Source organism: Micromonospora coxensis, assembly GCF_900090295.1.
GTDB lineage: Bacteria > Actinomycetota > Actinomycetes > Mycobacteriales > Micromonosporaceae > Micromonospora > Micromonospora coxensis.
Genome location: NZ_LT607753.1, coordinates 91,595 through 105,619, shown reverse-complemented (window position 1 = coordinate 105,619; position 14,025 = coordinate 91,595). Strand labels below are relative to the sequence as shown.

General features: G+C 76.1%; 12 protein-coding genes. 10 read left to right on the top strand and 2 right to left on the bottom strand.

Features of this window, described 5'->3' with window-relative positions; genetic code table 11:
• Positions 1-281: 281 nt before the first annotated feature.
• The gene (locus GA0070614_RS00480; protein ID WP_088979107.1) at positions 282-1,151 is read left to right on the top strand and encodes a GNAT family N-acetyltransferase; all 870 of its coding nucleotides are present in this window, start codon (positions 282-284) and stop codon (positions 1,149-1,151) included.
• Positions 1,152-1,407: 256 nt separating this feature from the next.
• A complete protein-coding gene (locus GA0070614_RS00475) occupies positions 1,408-2,865 on the top strand; it encodes a cellulase family glycosylhydrolase (RefSeq protein ID WP_088974121.1) in 1,458 nt (485 codons plus the stop codon).
• A 63-nt stretch (positions 2,866-2,928) separates the two neighbouring features.
• On the opposite strand, the gene GA0070614_RS00470 is transcribed toward GA0070614_RS00475, so the two are convergent.
• Positions 2,929-4,587 (bottom strand): FAD-binding dehydrogenase, encoded by a 1,659-nt coding sequence (locus GA0070614_RS00470; protein WP_088974120.1) that lies wholly within the window; start codon positions 4,585-4,587, stop codon positions 2,929-2,931.
• A 92-nt stretch (positions 4,588-4,679) separates the two neighbouring features.
• On the opposite strand from GA0070614_RS00470, the gene GA0070614_RS00465 reads away from it, so the two are divergent.
• From GA0070614_RS00465 to GA0070614_RS00425, 8 genes are all read left to right on the top strand, one after another.
• Positions 4,680-5,894, top strand: a complete 1,215-nt coding sequence (locus tag GA0070614_RS00465) for a PucR family transcriptional regulator (RefSeq protein ID WP_157744847.1) — start codon at positions 4,680-4,682, stop codon at positions 5,892-5,894.
• A gap of 32 nt (positions 5,895-5,926) precedes the next feature.
• Positions 5,927-7,561 carry a copper resistance CopC/CopD family protein gene (locus GA0070614_RS00460; protein ID WP_231933455.1) on the top strand — a complete coding sequence of 545 codons (1,635 nt, stop codon included), beginning with the start codon at positions 5,927-5,929 and terminating at the stop codon, positions 7,559-7,561.
• 199 nt (positions 7,562-7,760) lie between these two features.
• On the top strand, positions 7,761-8,777 hold the full coding sequence (locus GA0070614_RS00455; RefSeq protein ID WP_088974117.1) for a LacI family DNA-binding transcriptional regulator: 1,017 nt from the start codon (positions 7,761-7,763) through the stop codon (positions 8,775-8,777).
• Between the two features lie 87 nt (positions 8,778-8,864).
• Positions 8,865-9,626 (top strand): hypothetical protein, encoded by a 762-nt coding sequence (locus GA0070614_RS00450; RefSeq protein WP_088974116.1) that lies wholly within the window; start codon positions 8,865-8,867, stop codon positions 9,624-9,626.
• 119 nt (positions 9,627-9,745) lie between these two features.
• Complete coding sequence (locus GA0070614_RS00445) at positions 9,746-10,279, top strand: DUF6529 family protein (protein ID WP_088979106.1); 534 nt, start codon at positions 9,746-9,748, stop codon at positions 10,277-10,279.
• 16 nt (positions 10,280-10,295) lie between these two features.
• A complete protein-coding gene (locus GA0070614_RS00440; protein WP_088974115.1) occupies positions 10,296-10,760 on the top strand; it encodes a Rieske (2Fe-2S) protein in 465 nt (154 codons plus the stop codon).
• A 148-nt stretch (positions 10,761-10,908) separates the two neighbouring features.
• Positions 10,909-12,201, top strand: coding sequence for a hypothetical protein (locus tag GA0070614_RS00430; protein ID WP_157744846.1), 1,293 nt, complete (start codon positions 10,909-10,911; stop codon positions 12,199-12,201).
• 212 nt (positions 12,202-12,413) lie between these two features.
• A complete protein-coding gene (locus tag GA0070614_RS00425) occupies positions 12,414-13,100 on the top strand; it encodes a hypothetical protein (protein WP_088979105.1) in 687 nt (228 codons plus the stop codon).
• Positions 13,101-13,152: 52 nt separating this feature from the next.
• Here the strand turns inward: GA0070614_RS00425 and GA0070614_RS00420 are convergent, their stop codons facing one another.
• On the bottom strand, positions 13,153-13,755 hold the full coding sequence (locus GA0070614_RS00420; RefSeq protein WP_231933454.1) for an SGNH/GDSL hydrolase family protein: 603 nt from the start codon (positions 13,753-13,755) through the stop codon (positions 13,153-13,155).
• Between the last annotated feature and the right edge of the window lie 270 nt (positions 13,756-14,025).

Below are 14,025 nucleotides of genomic sequence, written 5' to 3'. Positions count from 1 at the left end.
GCTCGCCGGCGCGCTCCTCGTTGCCGGTGGCCGAGGTGCTGCTGGATGCCCTGACGGTCGTGGTGATCATGTCGTCCTTTCCGTGCCGTACGGCGTGGCGGACCTGCCAGTCCCCCGCTCAGGCACCCACCCTAGACCAAGGGTCGGCCACTAATCAACCGAACGGACGATGGACAAAAGTGTCGAATCTCGGATAAATCGGCATTGTCCCGGCTCTCGACCGCCGCCTGCGGGGCGAAATTCGCATGCGGCGGGCCACCGGGGTGGTGTGTGGTCGGGCGATGACGATCGAGATGGGCGCGCCGGCGGTCGACGAGTTGGACGACGTGGTGCGCGTGTTGCGGCAGTGGCAGCACGACGCCGGACCCGTGCAGCTGCATCCGGGGGACCTGGGGTGGTTCTGGCGCTTCGGCCCGCGGCGCACGGCGGCGGCCACCCGAACCTGGCGCCGGGCGGGAGAGGTTCTGGCGGTCGGGCTGCTCGACGGCGCGGACCTGCTCCGGCTGGCGTTCGCGCCGTCGGCGTGGCGGGACGAGCGGCTGGCGCGGCGGGTGGTCGAGGACGCGTCGGCGCCCGAGCGGGGCGTGCTGCCCGAGGGTCCGGTGTCCGTCGAGGCGCCCCCGGGCGCACTGGTCCAGGAGCTGTTGTCGCAGGATGGCTGGGCGCGCGGCGAGCCGTGGACACTGCTTCGGCGGGACCTCGGCGCGCCGGTGCCGGATCCCGGCGTCCGGGTCGAGGTGATCGGGCCGGAACGGGCGCACGAGTGGGCCGCGGTGCAGCGGGCGTCGTTCGACAGGTCGACGTTCTCCGCGGAGCGCTGGCACGCGATGGCGGCGGGCGCGCCGTTCGTCGACGCGCGATGCCTGCTCGCTCACGACGAGCGGGGCGAGCCGGTGGCGGCCGTGACGGTGTGGTCGGCGGGCGAGGGCAGGCCGGGGGTGATCGAACCGTTGGGGGTGCACCGGGCGCACCGCCGCCACGGACACGGCCGGGCGGTCACGCTCGCCGCGGCCCGCGCGCTGCGGCAGGCGGGTTCGTCGAGCGTCCTCGTGTGCTGTCCGAGCGCCAACGTCGGCGCCGTCGCCACCTACCGTTCCGCCGGCCTCGCGCCCCTGCCGGAACGGCGGGACCTGTGCCGTGGCGTCGGCTGAGGCGCCCGGCGGGTCGGGCCGTCGGCGGCCGGACGCGGGCCCGGTGACCGGCTCGGGACCGCGCTGCCGTTGCGGGGATGTCACGGACACCTCTACGCTCCGGTGGGAGCGCTCCCGGACGTCGATGGCGACGTCGCGAACCTGCGGGCGCCGCCCGGATCAGTGGCCAGGGGTGGGCACCACGTCCACGTGATCCGACGGCGGACGCGCAGGTGCGACGACCCCCCGTGCCCCGACCCGAGATTGAGACGGTCCCATGAACATTCCCCGCCCGACACGGCGGCACCTGCTCGCGGCCGGCGCCGCCGCCGCACTGACCCTCGGCGCGTCGACGCTACTGCCGGCCGCGAACGCCATGGCCGCGACCGGTTGCGCCGTCACCTACACGGCCAACTCGTGGCCCGGCGGTTTCACCGCGAACATCACCATCACGAACCTCGGCGACGCCGTCGACGGGTGGACCCTCGGCTTCACCTTCCCCGACCCGGGCCAGCGGGTGGGCCAGGGCTGGTCGGCGACCTACCAGCAGAGCGGCCAGTCCGTCACCGCGCGCAACGTGAGCTACAACGGATCCCTGGCCGGTGGTGGATCCACCACCATCGGCTTCAACGGCACCTGGACCGGCACCAGCAACCCCTCGCCCACGTCGTTCACCCTCAACGGCACCGTCTGCACGGGCAGCACCACCCCCACCACCCCGCCGCCGCCGACGACCCCGCCGCCGACGACCCCGCCGCCCACGACCCCGCCGCCGACCACCCCGCCGCCCACCGGGCAGACGCCGGTGGCGATCAACGGACAGCTGCGGGTCTGCGGGGTCAACCTGTGCAACCAGTACGGCAGGCCGATCCAGCTGCGCGGCATGAGCACGCACGGCCTGCAGTGGTTCCCGCACTGCTACAACGACGCCTCGCTGGACGCGCTGGCCACCGACTGGCGCTCCGACCTGCTGCGCATCGCGATGTACGTGCAGGAGGACGGCTACGAGACCAACCCGACGGCCTTCACCAACCGGGTCAACACGCTGGTGGACGAGGCGAGCGAGCGCGGCATGTACGCGCTGATCGACTTCCACACGCTGACCCCCGGTGACCCGATGTACAACCTGGAGCGGGCGAAGACCTTCTTCGCCGCCGTCTCCGCCCGCAACGCCGACAAGAACAACGTGATCTACGAGATCGCGAACGAGCCCAACGGCGTGAGCTGGCAGACCATCAAGAACTACGCCGAGCAGGTCATCCCGGTCATCCGCGCCAACGACCCGGACGGCATCGTCATCGTCGGCACCCGCGCCTGGTCCTCGCTCGGCGTCTCGGAGGGGAGCAACGCCACCGAGGTGATCAACAACCCGGTCGCCGCCGCCAACGTCATGTACGCCTTCCACTTCTACGCCGCGTCGCACCGGGACAGCTACCGCGCCGAGCTGGAGCGGGCCGCCGCCCGGCTGCCGATGTTCGTCACCGAGTTCGGCACGGTGTCGTACACCGGTGACGGCGGCGTCGACACGGCGAGCAGCACGGCCTGGGTGGACCTGATGGACCGGCTGAAGATCAGCTACGCGAACTGGACCTACTCCGACAAGGCCGAGGGCAGCGCCGCGTTCAAGCCGGGCACCTGCAACGGCGGCACGTACGCCGGCACCTCGGTGCTCACCGAGTCGGGCGTGTTCATGCGCAACCGGATCCGTACCCCGGACACCTTCCCCACCAGCTGAGCCCACCACCACGCGGCGCCCCGTCCCACCCCCGGGACGGGGCGCCGCGCCGTCGGCCGGCGCTCAGCCGACGGCGGCGGCCGCGGCCCGGCCGGCGGTACGACCGGAGAAGAGGCAGCCGCCGAGGAAGGTGCCCTCCAGGGCGTTGTACCCGTGCATCCCGCCGCCACCGAACCCGGCCACCTCGCCGGCGGCGTACACCCCGCCCAGCGGCTCGCCGTCGGCCCGCAGCACCCGGCCGGCCAGGTCGGTGTGCAGCCCGCCGAGGGTCTTGCGGGTGAGCACGTGCAGTTGCACCGCGATCAGCGGGCCGGCCGCCGGGTCGAGCAGCCGGTGCGGGGTGGCGACCCGGACGAGCTTGTCGCCCCGGTAGCGGCGGGCGCCCCGGATGGCGTGCAGCTGGGCGTCCTTGCCGAACGGGTTGGCCAGCTCCCGGTCGCGCGCCTCGACGACGCGGCGCACCTCGGCGGCGTCGAGGCGCGGCCCGTCGGTCTCGGCGGCCAGCGCGTTCATCCCGTCGACCAGCTCCGGCAGGCCGTCGGCGACGACGAAGTCGGCGCCGTGGCGCTTGAACGCCTCCACCGGCGCGGGCGCGCCGGGACGGACCCGGCCCAGGACCTGGCGGACGCTGCGGCCGGTCAGGTCCGGGTTCTGCTCGGAGCCCGACAGCGCGAACTCCTTCTCGATGATCTTCTGGGTGAGCAGGAACCAGCTGTAGTCGTACCCGGTGGCGCGCAGGTGCCGCAGGGTGGTCAGGGTGTCGAAGCCGGGGAAGAGTGGCGCCGGCAGCCGCTCGCCGGTGGCGTCGAGCCAGAGCGACGAGGGGCCGGGCAGGATCCGGATGCCGTGCTGCGGCCAGACCGGGTCCCAGTTGCGCAGCCCCTCGGTGTAGTGCCACATCCGGTCCGGGTTGACCACCCGCCCGCCGGCCGCCTCGGTGATGGCCAGCATCCGCCCGTCGACGTACGCCGGGACCCCGGCGACCATCCGGGCCGGCGGGGTGCCCAGCCGCTGCGGCCAGGCCCGCCGGACGAGGTCGTGGTCGCCGCCGATGCCGCCCGAGGTGACGATCACGGCCTGCGCCGCGTACGCGAAGTCGCCCACCACGGTCCGGGAGGTGCGCCGCCCACGCGGGGCGTCGTCGGGCTCCAGCACCGCGCCGCGCACACCGGTGACCACGCCGCCGGTGGTGACCAGCTCGTCCACCCGGTGCCGGAACAGCAGCCGCACCCGCCCCTCGGCCTCGGCCCGCCGGACCCGCCGCAGGAACGGCTCCACCACGCCGGGGCCGGTGCCCCAGGTGATGTGGAAGCGGGGCACGGTGTTGCCGTGCCCGTGCGCGGCTCCCCCGCCCCGCTCGGCCCAGCCGACCACCGGGAACAGCCGGTGACCCATCGCCCGCAGCCAGGCCCGCTTCTCCCCCGCCGCGAAGTGCACGTACGCCTCGGCCCACCGGCGCGGCCAGTGGTCCTCGGGCCGGTCGAAGGCGGCGCTGCCGGTCCAGTCCTGCCAGGCCAGCTCGACCGAGTCGCGGATGCCCATCCGCCGCTGCTCGGGTGAGTCGACCAGGAAGAGCCCGCCGAACGACCAGTGCGCCTGCCCGCCGAGGTTCTGCTCCGGCTCCTGGTCCAGCAGCAGCACCCGGCGGCCGGCGTCGGCGGCCTCGGCGGCGGCGACCAGGCCCGCCAGGCCCGCGCCGATCACGATGACATCGGTATCCACACCCCGACGGTACGTACGGCGCTGCCAATATGATCGCCACCGGCGCGCAAGATGCCCGCCCTGTTTTGTCACGCCGATGACAAGGAGTGCCGGTGTCCGACGCGCTCATCGACATCGAGCCGGGGCTGGCCGGCCTGGCGCCGGCCGTCGGGGAGCAGGTACGCGGCCTGCGCGAGGCGTTGCACGAGCGGATCCTCGGCACCGTCCGGACCGCGATGCGGGCCCAGGGCCGCTCGCTCACCGGCGGGCAGGGTCAGGGCCTGACCCTGGGCGTGCAGACCGCGGTGGACGCCTTCGTCGACGCGCTCGCCGACCCCGGCCGGGACCTGACCGCGACCCGCGCCGTCTTCCACGCGCTCGGGCGCACCGAGTACCGGGAGGGCCACCGGGTCGACGCCCTGCGTACGGTGCTCACCCTCGGCGCGCGCGACATCTGGGCCTTCCTGGTGGCGCACAGCCCGGGCACCGCCCCGCCCGACCTGTACGTCATCGCCGGGGCGCTGTTCGGCTACGCCGACGCCCTGGCCGGCGCGGCGGCGGAGGGGTTCCTCGACGAGCAGCGCGACGCCGCGCAGGACTGGGCCACCACCCGACGCCGCCTGATCACCCTGCTCGTCCAGCCGGAGCCACCGGGCGACGCCGCACTGCACGCCGCCGCCGACGCGGCCCGCTGGGCGCTGCCCCGCACCGTGGCCGTGCTCAGCGTCGACGGCGCCGACGCCGAGCACCTGGCCCGCACCATCGGCGGGGGCGCGATCGCCACGGTCGTCGACGACGCCGTCCGCGTGGTGCTGCCCGACCCGGGCGCCCCGGGACGCCTCGACCGGGCCCGGCAGGCGCTGGCCGGCCGGCGGGCGGCCCTCGGCCCCACCGTCGAGCTGGCCCGGGCCCGGCTGTCGTACCGGATCTCGCGGCGGGCCCTGGCCCTGCGGCAGACGGGCCGGCTCCCCGTCGACGCGCCCGTCACCGCCGACGCGCACCTGCTCACCCTGCTCCTGGCATGGGAGCCGGGCCTCGCCGACCACCTCGCCGACGCCTGGCTCGCCCCGCTGGCCGGTCTGCGGCCGGCCGGCCGGCGGGCGCTGGCCGAGACACTGCACAGCTGGCTGCGCCGGCAGGGGCAGGTGGTGGCCGTGGCCGAGGAGCTGCACACCCACCCGCAGACCGTCCGCTACCGGATGCGCCAGCTGCGCACCGCGTTCGGCGCCGCCCTCGACGACCCCGACAGCCGGCTCACCCTCCAGCTCGCCCTGCGCCACCACCTCGCCACGGGCCGGCCCGACGGAGACAATCCGCCCGCGCGTTGAACCTTCCGGCCGTCACGTACGAACCAGTGTGCGTGCGTACCCGATCGGCCGTCCTGGGGCTGCTGCTCGCCCTGCTCGCCGTTCCGCTGGTCCCGGCGGCCCCGGCGTCCGCCCACGCCGTGCTGCTCGCCACCACCCCGGTGCGCGACGCGGTGCTCGGGTCCCCGCCGTCGGAGGTGGTGGTCACCTTCAGCGAGCCGGTCTCCCCCGTCCCGGGCCGGGTGCAGGTCCTCGGGCCGGACGGCCGGCGGGTGCACACCGGCGCACCGTCGGTACGCGGCACGACGATGCGGATCCCGCTGCGGGTGCCGGAACGGCCACTCGGGACGTACCTGGTGAGCTACCGGGTGATCTCCGCCGACAGCCACCCGGTGGCCGGCAGCTTCACCTACTCCGCCGGAGCGCCCTCGGTCAGCCCGCCCCGGGCGGTCGACGACGCCGACCCGCAGCCGGCCGGCGCCCTGGTGCCCGCCGCCAAGTACGCCGGCTACCTGGGGCTGGTGCTCGTCGTCGGCCCGACCCTGCTCGCCGCCACGCTGTGGCCCCGCCGACGTTCCCGCCGGGGCGTGGCCGGCACGGCGTACGCCGGACTCGCCCTGGTGGTCGCGGCGACCGCCGCCACCTGGGTCGGGCAGGCGGCGGACTCGGTCGGGGCGCCGGTCGGCGACCTCACCGGAGCGGACCTGGCGGCCGTCGGGGACAGCGACGTCGGCGTGGTGCTGGCCGTGCGGCTGGCGGTCACCGCCGTCGCCGCCACCCTGCTGCCGGCGGTCGTGGCGGGCCGGGCCGGGCGGTGGCGGCGGGTGACGTTGGCGCTGGTCGGGGTGGCCGGGCTGGCCACCTGGCCGCTGGCCGGGCATCCGGTCGCCTCGCCGCTGCCGCCGGTGAGCGTCGCCGCCGCCGTCGTCCACCTCGCCGCGATGAGCCTCTGGCTGGGCGGCCTGCTCACCCTGGTGGCGTTCCTGCTGCGCGGCACCCACGAGCGGGTGCTGGCGCGGATCCTGCCGGCCTGGTCCCGCTGGGCCACGCTGGCGGTCGGTTGGCTCGTCGCCACCGGGGTCGGGCAGGCGGCGCTGGAGCTGGGCCGGCCCGGCGCGCTGCTCGGCACCGGCTACGGGCGGCTGCTGCTCGGCAAGGCGGCACTGCTCGCCGTCGTGCTCGCCGTCGCCGCCGGGCAGCGCCGCCTGGTCCGGCGGGGCACGGCGGCGGCCCGGCCGCGGGTGGTCGCCCGGGCGGCCGGGGTCGAGCTGGTCGCCACCGCCGTGGTGCTGGCGCTGACCGCCGTACTCGTGCAGACCCCGCCAGGGCGTACCGCGGACGCCGAGGCCGCCCGGGCGGCCCGCGAGGGCGTCGCCCAGACGTTGACCACCAGCCTCTACACGCTCCAGTTCGACGTCTATCCGGTGACGCTCGGCGCGCCCAACTCGCTGCACGCCTACGTCTACACGCCCGGGGGCGAGGCGCTGCCGGTCGCCGAGTGGACGGTCAGCCTGGCCCTGCCGGAGGCCGGCGTGGAGCCGGTGACCGTGCCGGTCGCGACACCGGAGCCGAACCACGGCAGCGCGGAGGTCCGGTTCCCGGTGGCCGGTCGGTGGCGGATCCGGTTCACCGTCCGGGTCGGCGAACTCGACCAGGCCACCGTCACCGCCACGGTGCCGGTGGGCTGAGCGGTGACCGGCACCCCCGCGTCAACGCCGGCGGTCGAAAGTTTCTGTCGGCCTCGGCGGGTCCCGGCCACGCGGTGCTGAGCAGGGCGGGAAGGCGCGTGTGCGCGGTGGGGCGGGCCGACGACGCGGCCGTCCGCGAGTGTCGAAACTTTCGGGGTATGCTGCCGGCCTGACCGGGCGATCCATCGGGAGTGAGTTCATGGACAACCCACGCGCGACCCTGGCGCAGATCGCCCGCGACGCCGGCGTGTCGGTGCCCACCGTCTCCAAGGTCCTCAACGGCCGGCCCGACGTGGCGGCCACCACCCGGCAACGGGTGCAGGCGCTGCTCGACGAGCGCGGCTACACCGGCCGTGGCGCCGGACGCCCGGTCGGCGGCGCCGGCCTCATCGACCTGGTGCTGCGCGACCTGGGCAGCCCGTGGGCCATGCAGATCATCGACGGCGTCGAGGAGCACGCCCACCGCGCCGGCTTCGGCGTGGTCGTCTCGGCCGCCCACGGCCGGCACCGCAGCCGCCCCGACCGACGCTGGATCGAGCAGCTCTCCGCCCGCCGCTGCGACGGGGTCCTGCTGGTCCTGTCGGACCTGTCGCCCAGCCAGCACGACCAGCTCACCGAACTCGGCATACCGGTGGTCGTCATCGACCCGGCCGGGCAGCCGACCCCCGACATCCCGTCCGTCGGCGCCACCAACTGGTCCGGTGGGTTGGCCGCCACCGAGCACCTGCTCGGGCTCGGGCACCGCCGCATCGCGGTCATCGGCGGCCCGCCCGACGTGCCGTGCAGCCGGGCCCGGGTGGACGGCTACCGGGCCGCGATGAACGCCGCCGGGCAGCGCATCCCCGCCGGGTACGTCCGCGCCGGGGACTTCACCGCGCCCTCCGGCTACCGGGAGACCAACGCCCTGCTCGACCTGTCCCGGCCGCCCACCGCGATCTTCGCCTGCTCCGACGAGACCGCCTGGGGGGCGTACGAGGCCCTCTACGAGCGCGGCGCCCGGGTGCCGGACGACATGAGCGTGGTCGGCTTCGACGACGTCGACGGCGCCCGGTGGGCCATCCCGCCGCTGACCACCGTGCGGCAGCCGCTGACCGAGATGGCCGCCATGGCCACCCGGATGCTGCTCACGTCGATCAACGGCGAGGAGCTCGACAGCCGCCGGATCGAGCTGGCCACCCCGCTGGTCGTCCGGCACAGCACCCGCGCGGTGGGGTGACGCCGGCCGGTCCGCGGTCGACGGATGTGGCGAACAATTGAACGACTGGGGCTCCGTCACCGTACGACCGGGTGAAGGGAGCTGCTGATGAAGCGCATCACGCCGTTGCTGACCCTGTTGACCGGGGCCGGGATGGCCGCCGTCCTGTTCGCGATGAGCGCCCAGGCGGCGCCGCGTGGGGCCGATCCGAGGCCCGTCGCCGCGCCCGGGGCCTCGGGCGAGGCGTCGCCGCAGGCCCCCGCCGCGTCGGCGCCACCGGCCCCGCCCGGTGGGCAACCCTCGCCCGCGCAGCCGTCGGAACAGCGGGGCCGCCCCGGGGCACCGACCAGCCCACCACCGGCGCCACCGGCGGCGGGAGCCGAGCGGAGCAAGGCCACCGGCAACTGGACCGGCCGGCTCGACGGCGGCGCCACCATCGCCATCACCGCCCGCGACGGCCAGGCGGTGGCCTACGTCTGCGACGGCAGGCGGCTGGAGATCTGGCTGCGCGGCACGGCGGCCGACGGCCGGCTGGAGCTGACCGGCAAGAAGGACGCGAAGCTGACCGGCAGCTTCGGCGACGGCCGGGCCTCCGGCGAACTGGTCGCCGACGGCAGGCGGTGGGCGTTCACCGCCAAGGCGAGCGCCACCCCGGCGCCGGTGCTGTACCGGGCCACCGCCCAGCAGCGTCGCGACGGCGTCGACGGCGGCTGGATCCTGCTGCCCGACGGCAGCCAGATCGGCGTGGTCACCCGCGACGGCGAGCCCGTGTCGGCCCCGCCGTTGGATCCCGCGTTCGGCACCACCATCGTCGACGGCGTGACCGTCCGGGCCGAGCCGGTGGCGACGGATCCGGGCGCCGGTGCGTGATGGCCGGCCGTCGCAGGACCATCGAGAACACCCGTCGCAGCGAGGAGACGGTGGCCGTACAGGTGCTGCCCGAGCCGCCGTCCCGCCCGGAGCCGTCCGTCCTGGCCCCGCCCCTGCCGATGGCCGCGCCACGGGCGTCGCTGCTCGTGCCGCTGCTGGTCGGCGCCGCCGTCACGGTCGCCATGGGCGTCTACGGCCGACTGCACGAGCCGACCGGGATCGCGGTCAACGTGGCGGGCTTCTCCAGCGCGCAGGCGGTGAAGGTGTGGCTGGGCAGCGGCGCCGCCGCCTTCGCCGTCGTCCAGTTGCTCTCCGCGCTGGCCATGTGGGGCCGCCTCGGCGGGTTCTCGCCGTCCTGGGCGGGGACCGCGCACCGCTGGTCCGGCCGGATCGCCTTCCTGCTGGCCGTGCCGGTGGCGGTGCACTGCCTGTACGCGCTCGGCTTCGCCGACCACGACCTGCGCACGCTGACCCACTCGCTGCTCGGCTGCCTCTTCTTCGGCGCGTTCAGCACCAAGATGCTCGCCCTGCCCCGGCCGGGCCTGGCCGGCTGGGTGCTGCCGGTGCTCGGCGGCGTGGTCTTCACCGTCCTGATCGGCGTCTGGCTGACGTCGTCGCTGTGGTACTTCACCACCTTCGGGGTGGGCACGTGAGAGGAGAGGGACGCCGATGAGCGACGTCGACGAGCGGCACCGCCCGTCCCGGCGGACGGTGCTGGCCTGTGCGGGCGCCGCGGGCGCGGGTGCGCTGCTGACCGGCTGTCAGACGTACGGCGAGGCGGCCGCGCCGGCCCCGGCCGCGCCACCGGCGCCCTCCGGCGGGGCGGCGGCGCCCACGGACGGCGCGCCGGCCGCCCTGGCCACGGTCGCCGACATCCCGGTCGGCGGCGGCAAGGTCTTCGCCGCCGAGGGCGTGGTGGTGACCCAGCCGGAGGCCGGCACCATCAAGGCGTTCTCCGCGAAGTGCACCCACGCCGGCTGCACGGTCAGCGAGGTCCGGGAGCGGGCCATCGTCTGCCGCTGCCACAACAGCGCCTTCGACATCGCCGACGGCGCGGTGACGGGTGGCCCGGCCCGGCAGCCGCTGCCCGCCGCGGGCGTCACCGTCGACGGCGACAGCATCCGGCTGGCGTAGCCGGCCAGGCCCGTGCGGGAGCGGCGGCCCGGCGGCGTGTCCGCTCCCTTCGCGACGCGCCCATGAGCGGTACGTCACCGGACGGCCTCGTTCGGTAGAGTCGTCCTGTCGCACCTCGGGGGCACCGAGGTCGGGAGGGGCGGCACCGATGGGTCGACGCGGTGGGCGGTTCGCGCGGGGCGTGGTACGCCTCGGGCTCCTGCTCGGCGGGGTCGCCGGCGCCTGGATCGGCTACGACACGGCCACCTCCGGCGCGGCGTACGCCGCCGACTCCCCACCGGCCACCGTCGTGGAGGGCGCCGTCGAGGGCGTGACCGGCCTGCTCCGGGCCACCCTCTCCCCCGTCGTCGCCGACCCACCGCCGGCTCGGAACCCCGCCGGCCCGTCGACGTCACCGGCCGACCCGACCCCGCCCCGATCCGGTGACGGCGGGCGACGGGCCACGGCGCCGAAGCAGCAGGCCGACGCGGGACCGGGCCGCCGGCAGGCGGCCTCCGACGCCGCCGGGCACCGGCGAGGGACCGCCGCCCCGGGCCGGCGAGGCGGAGCGCCGCACCCGGACACCGGCGCCGGGGCGCGGCCCGTACCGGCGCAGCGGGCGTCCACCCCGGCCGGCGCGCGATCATCGGACCGGCCGACCGCACCCGCCACCGGCCCTGTCGCCGCCGGCACCGGCGAAGGGCACGACCGGCCGAGCGCACCGGCGGCCCGAGCCCTCGATCCCGTCACCGGAGCACTGACCGACCGGGTGGCCGGGCCGGTGGCAGCAGTCCTCACCCCCGTGACCGAACCACTGCGCGACCGGGTGGTCGCGCCCGTGGCAGCAGTGCTCACCCCCGTGACCGGGCCGCTGCACGACCGGGTGATCGGCCCGGTGGCGGGAGGACTGCGCCCGGTGGTCACGCCGGTCGCCGGGGTGCTCGCACCGGTGCTCGTCCCGGTCCACCGGGCGACGAAGCCGCTGCGTGACGTCCTGAGCCCCGTGCTGGAACCGGTCGACCCGCTGGTGCGGCTGGTGGCGCCGGTACGCGCCATTGCCACCGACCGGGAGCCACCGGTGGTCGCCCGGCCCGCGCCCACCGCGCCGGCCGCCGTCGCCGGGCCGACGCCGCCGGTCACCGGCGGGCCGGCGACGGCGGCGACGGTCGAGGCCGACGCCGTCGGGCACCCGCACTCGCACCGGCCCTCGGCGGCGATGCCGTCCCCGCACACCGCCCGATCCGCCCTGCGCGCCCCGGTCCCGGACCTGTTCCGTCCGGCGCACCCGGGCCCGGCCGGGGCGCCGAGCCACGCCGGGACGTCCGGTGGTCTCCAGCTCAGCGCGGCCGACACCGCTGCGACGGCCTGGGCGCCGCCCGCGCAGCGGGGCCTGCGCTGCCGTCCGGTCGGCCCGGACGCCCTGCCCTCCCGCTCACCGCGTCCGGGCAGCAGACCCGCCTGAGCCGGCCCCGCCGGCACGGACCACAGGGCCGCCGTACCGGCGTCGCCCGGTCGGGCACGTCGACACCGCCCGGCCGACCCTGACCACGCATCGTCCCGCCGGCCTCGCCGCGCCCGCCGCCCCGCCGTCGTCCCTGTCGCCGACGGCCGGTGGACGCACCCGGCGTACCGGCCACCCACCGTGAGCACATCCCGCTGACCAGGGAGCTTCCCATGATTTCGTCCCCACCGGTCGTGCGCGCCCGCTGGCGCGACGTCGACCTGATCGTCGAACTCGTCACCGCCACCGTCACCCCCACCGTGGTCGCCGCCTGGCTCGTCCCCGACGAGCGCCGCAGACGCGACGTACTGAGCGACGTGGCCCGCCTCTGGGTGGAGCACGCGCTGCTGTTCGGCGACGCGTTCCTGCTCGCCGGCGGCACCGCCGCCACCGTCTGGTTCCACCACTACCGGCCGATCCCGGCGCCGGTCCGGTACGAGCAGCGCCTCACCGAGGCCTGCGCGGGGCAGGTCGAGCGGTTCCTCCTGCTCGACCGGGCCGTCGCCACGCACCGCCCCGCCCAACCGCACAACCACCTGGCGTTCCTGGCGGTGCCGCCCGGCCCGCGCCGCGCCGACCGGGCGGAGGCGGTCCTCGCCGGCAGCCAGCGGTGGATGGACACCCTGGGCCTGCCGACGTACGCCGAGACCTGGACCGGCGCGCATCGTGACCTGTACCTGCGGCACGGGTACCAGGCGCGGGGCGACTTCCCGCTCGGCAACGGACTGCTGGTGCACCCGACGTGGCGGCTGTCGCCGTTTCCGCCCGGACGACGCAACGCCGGGACGGGGCACTGGTCGTCCGCCCGAGCGGTCCGGCGGGCGAGGAACGACCGGCTGACCGGGCCGGTCGCGCGGTGACCGGGTCCGGCGACCCGGTCGGGGGGCCCGGGTCGCCGGACCGGAGCGGGGGTCAGTCGGTCGCGGGCGCGACCGCGCGCAGCCAGTGCTGGGCGAGCACCGCATGCCCGAACGGGGTCAGGTGCACTCCGTCGGTTGTCCAGACCCGGTCGTCGGTGTCGGCGGCGGCGAAGGCCGCGTCCACCGCCACCAGGGCGGCGTCGAACTCGGCGGCGAGGCCGCGTACCACCTCGACCTTCGGGTCGAGGTCCTCGCGCCAGGCCCGCTGCCCGTCGTGCAGCGGGATGACGAACGGCTCGACGAGCACCAGCGCCGCGTCGAGCCGTTCGCGGGCCGTGGTCAGCAGGTGGCGGTAGTCGCGGGCGAACTCCTCGACGCCGGTCGGGTCGTCGTGGTCGTACCGCCGCCAGGTGTCGTTGATGCCGATCAACACCGACACCACGTCCGGGGCGAGGGAGAGGCAGTCGGCGGCCCACCGGGAGCGCAGGTCGCGCACCCGGTCGCCGCCGACGCCCCGGTTGCGGAAGGCGGCCCGGTGCCCGGGGTGCCGGGCGGTGAACCAGGCCGCGGCCATCATCGCGTACCCGTGGCCGAGGTCGGCGTCGTCGGCACGGTCCCGGCCGGCGTCGGTGATGCTGTCACCGATGAAGAGCACGCGCCCTGCGCGCGGCACCCGAACCGTCACCCCGTCGCCTCCTCCGGCCGTCGTAGCGATCATCATCGCCGCAGCGGCGCGAGGCCGCCACCGTCGGTACGGCGCACGGGCGGTGCGGCGGTCACCAGGACCGGGCGGGACGCTAGAGTGAGACGCTGTAGCCGACGCCCAGAGCGTCGCGAGCGAGCGTCAAGCAGCGGCGCTGGTCCCCGGTCCGTCCTCCCGGCCGCCCATTGCGGCCGGCGGGTGCGGGCCGATTCCGTCACGCGC

What these genes read in the sequence shown, in the direction of transcription:
- GA0070614_RS00455 (WP_088974117.1), top strand. Translation starts at nt 7,761, where the DNA reads ATGGACAACCCACGCGCGACCCTGGCGCAGATCGCCCGCGACGCCGGC.
- GA0070614_RS00480 (WP_088979107.1), top strand. Translation starts at nt 282, where the DNA reads ATGACGATCGAGATGGGCGCGCCGGCGGTCGACGAGTTGGACGACGTG.
- GA0070614_RS00450 (WP_088974116.1), top strand. Translation starts at nt 8,865, where the DNA reads ATGAAGCGCATCACGCCGTTGCTGACCCTGTTGACCGGGGCCGGGATG.
- GA0070614_RS00445 (WP_088979106.1), top strand. Translation starts at nt 9,746, where the DNA reads ATGGCCGCGCCACGGGCGTCGCTGCTCGTGCCGCTGCTGGTCGGCGCC.
- GA0070614_RS00430 (WP_157744846.1), top strand. Translation starts at nt 10,909, where the DNA reads ATGGGTCGACGCGGTGGGCGGTTCGCGCGGGGCGTGGTACGCCTCGGG.
- GA0070614_RS00440 (WP_088974115.1), top strand. Translation starts at nt 10,296, where the DNA reads ATGAGCGACGTCGACGAGCGGCACCGCCCGTCCCGGCGGACGGTGCTG.
- GA0070614_RS00425 (WP_088979105.1), top strand. Translation starts at nt 12,414, where the DNA reads ATGATTTCGTCCCCACCGGTCGTGCGCGCCCGCTGGCGCGACGTCGAC.
- GA0070614_RS00475 (WP_088974121.1), top strand. Translation starts at nt 1,408, where the DNA reads ATGAACATTCCCCGCCCGACACGGCGGCACCTGCTCGCGGCCGGCGCC.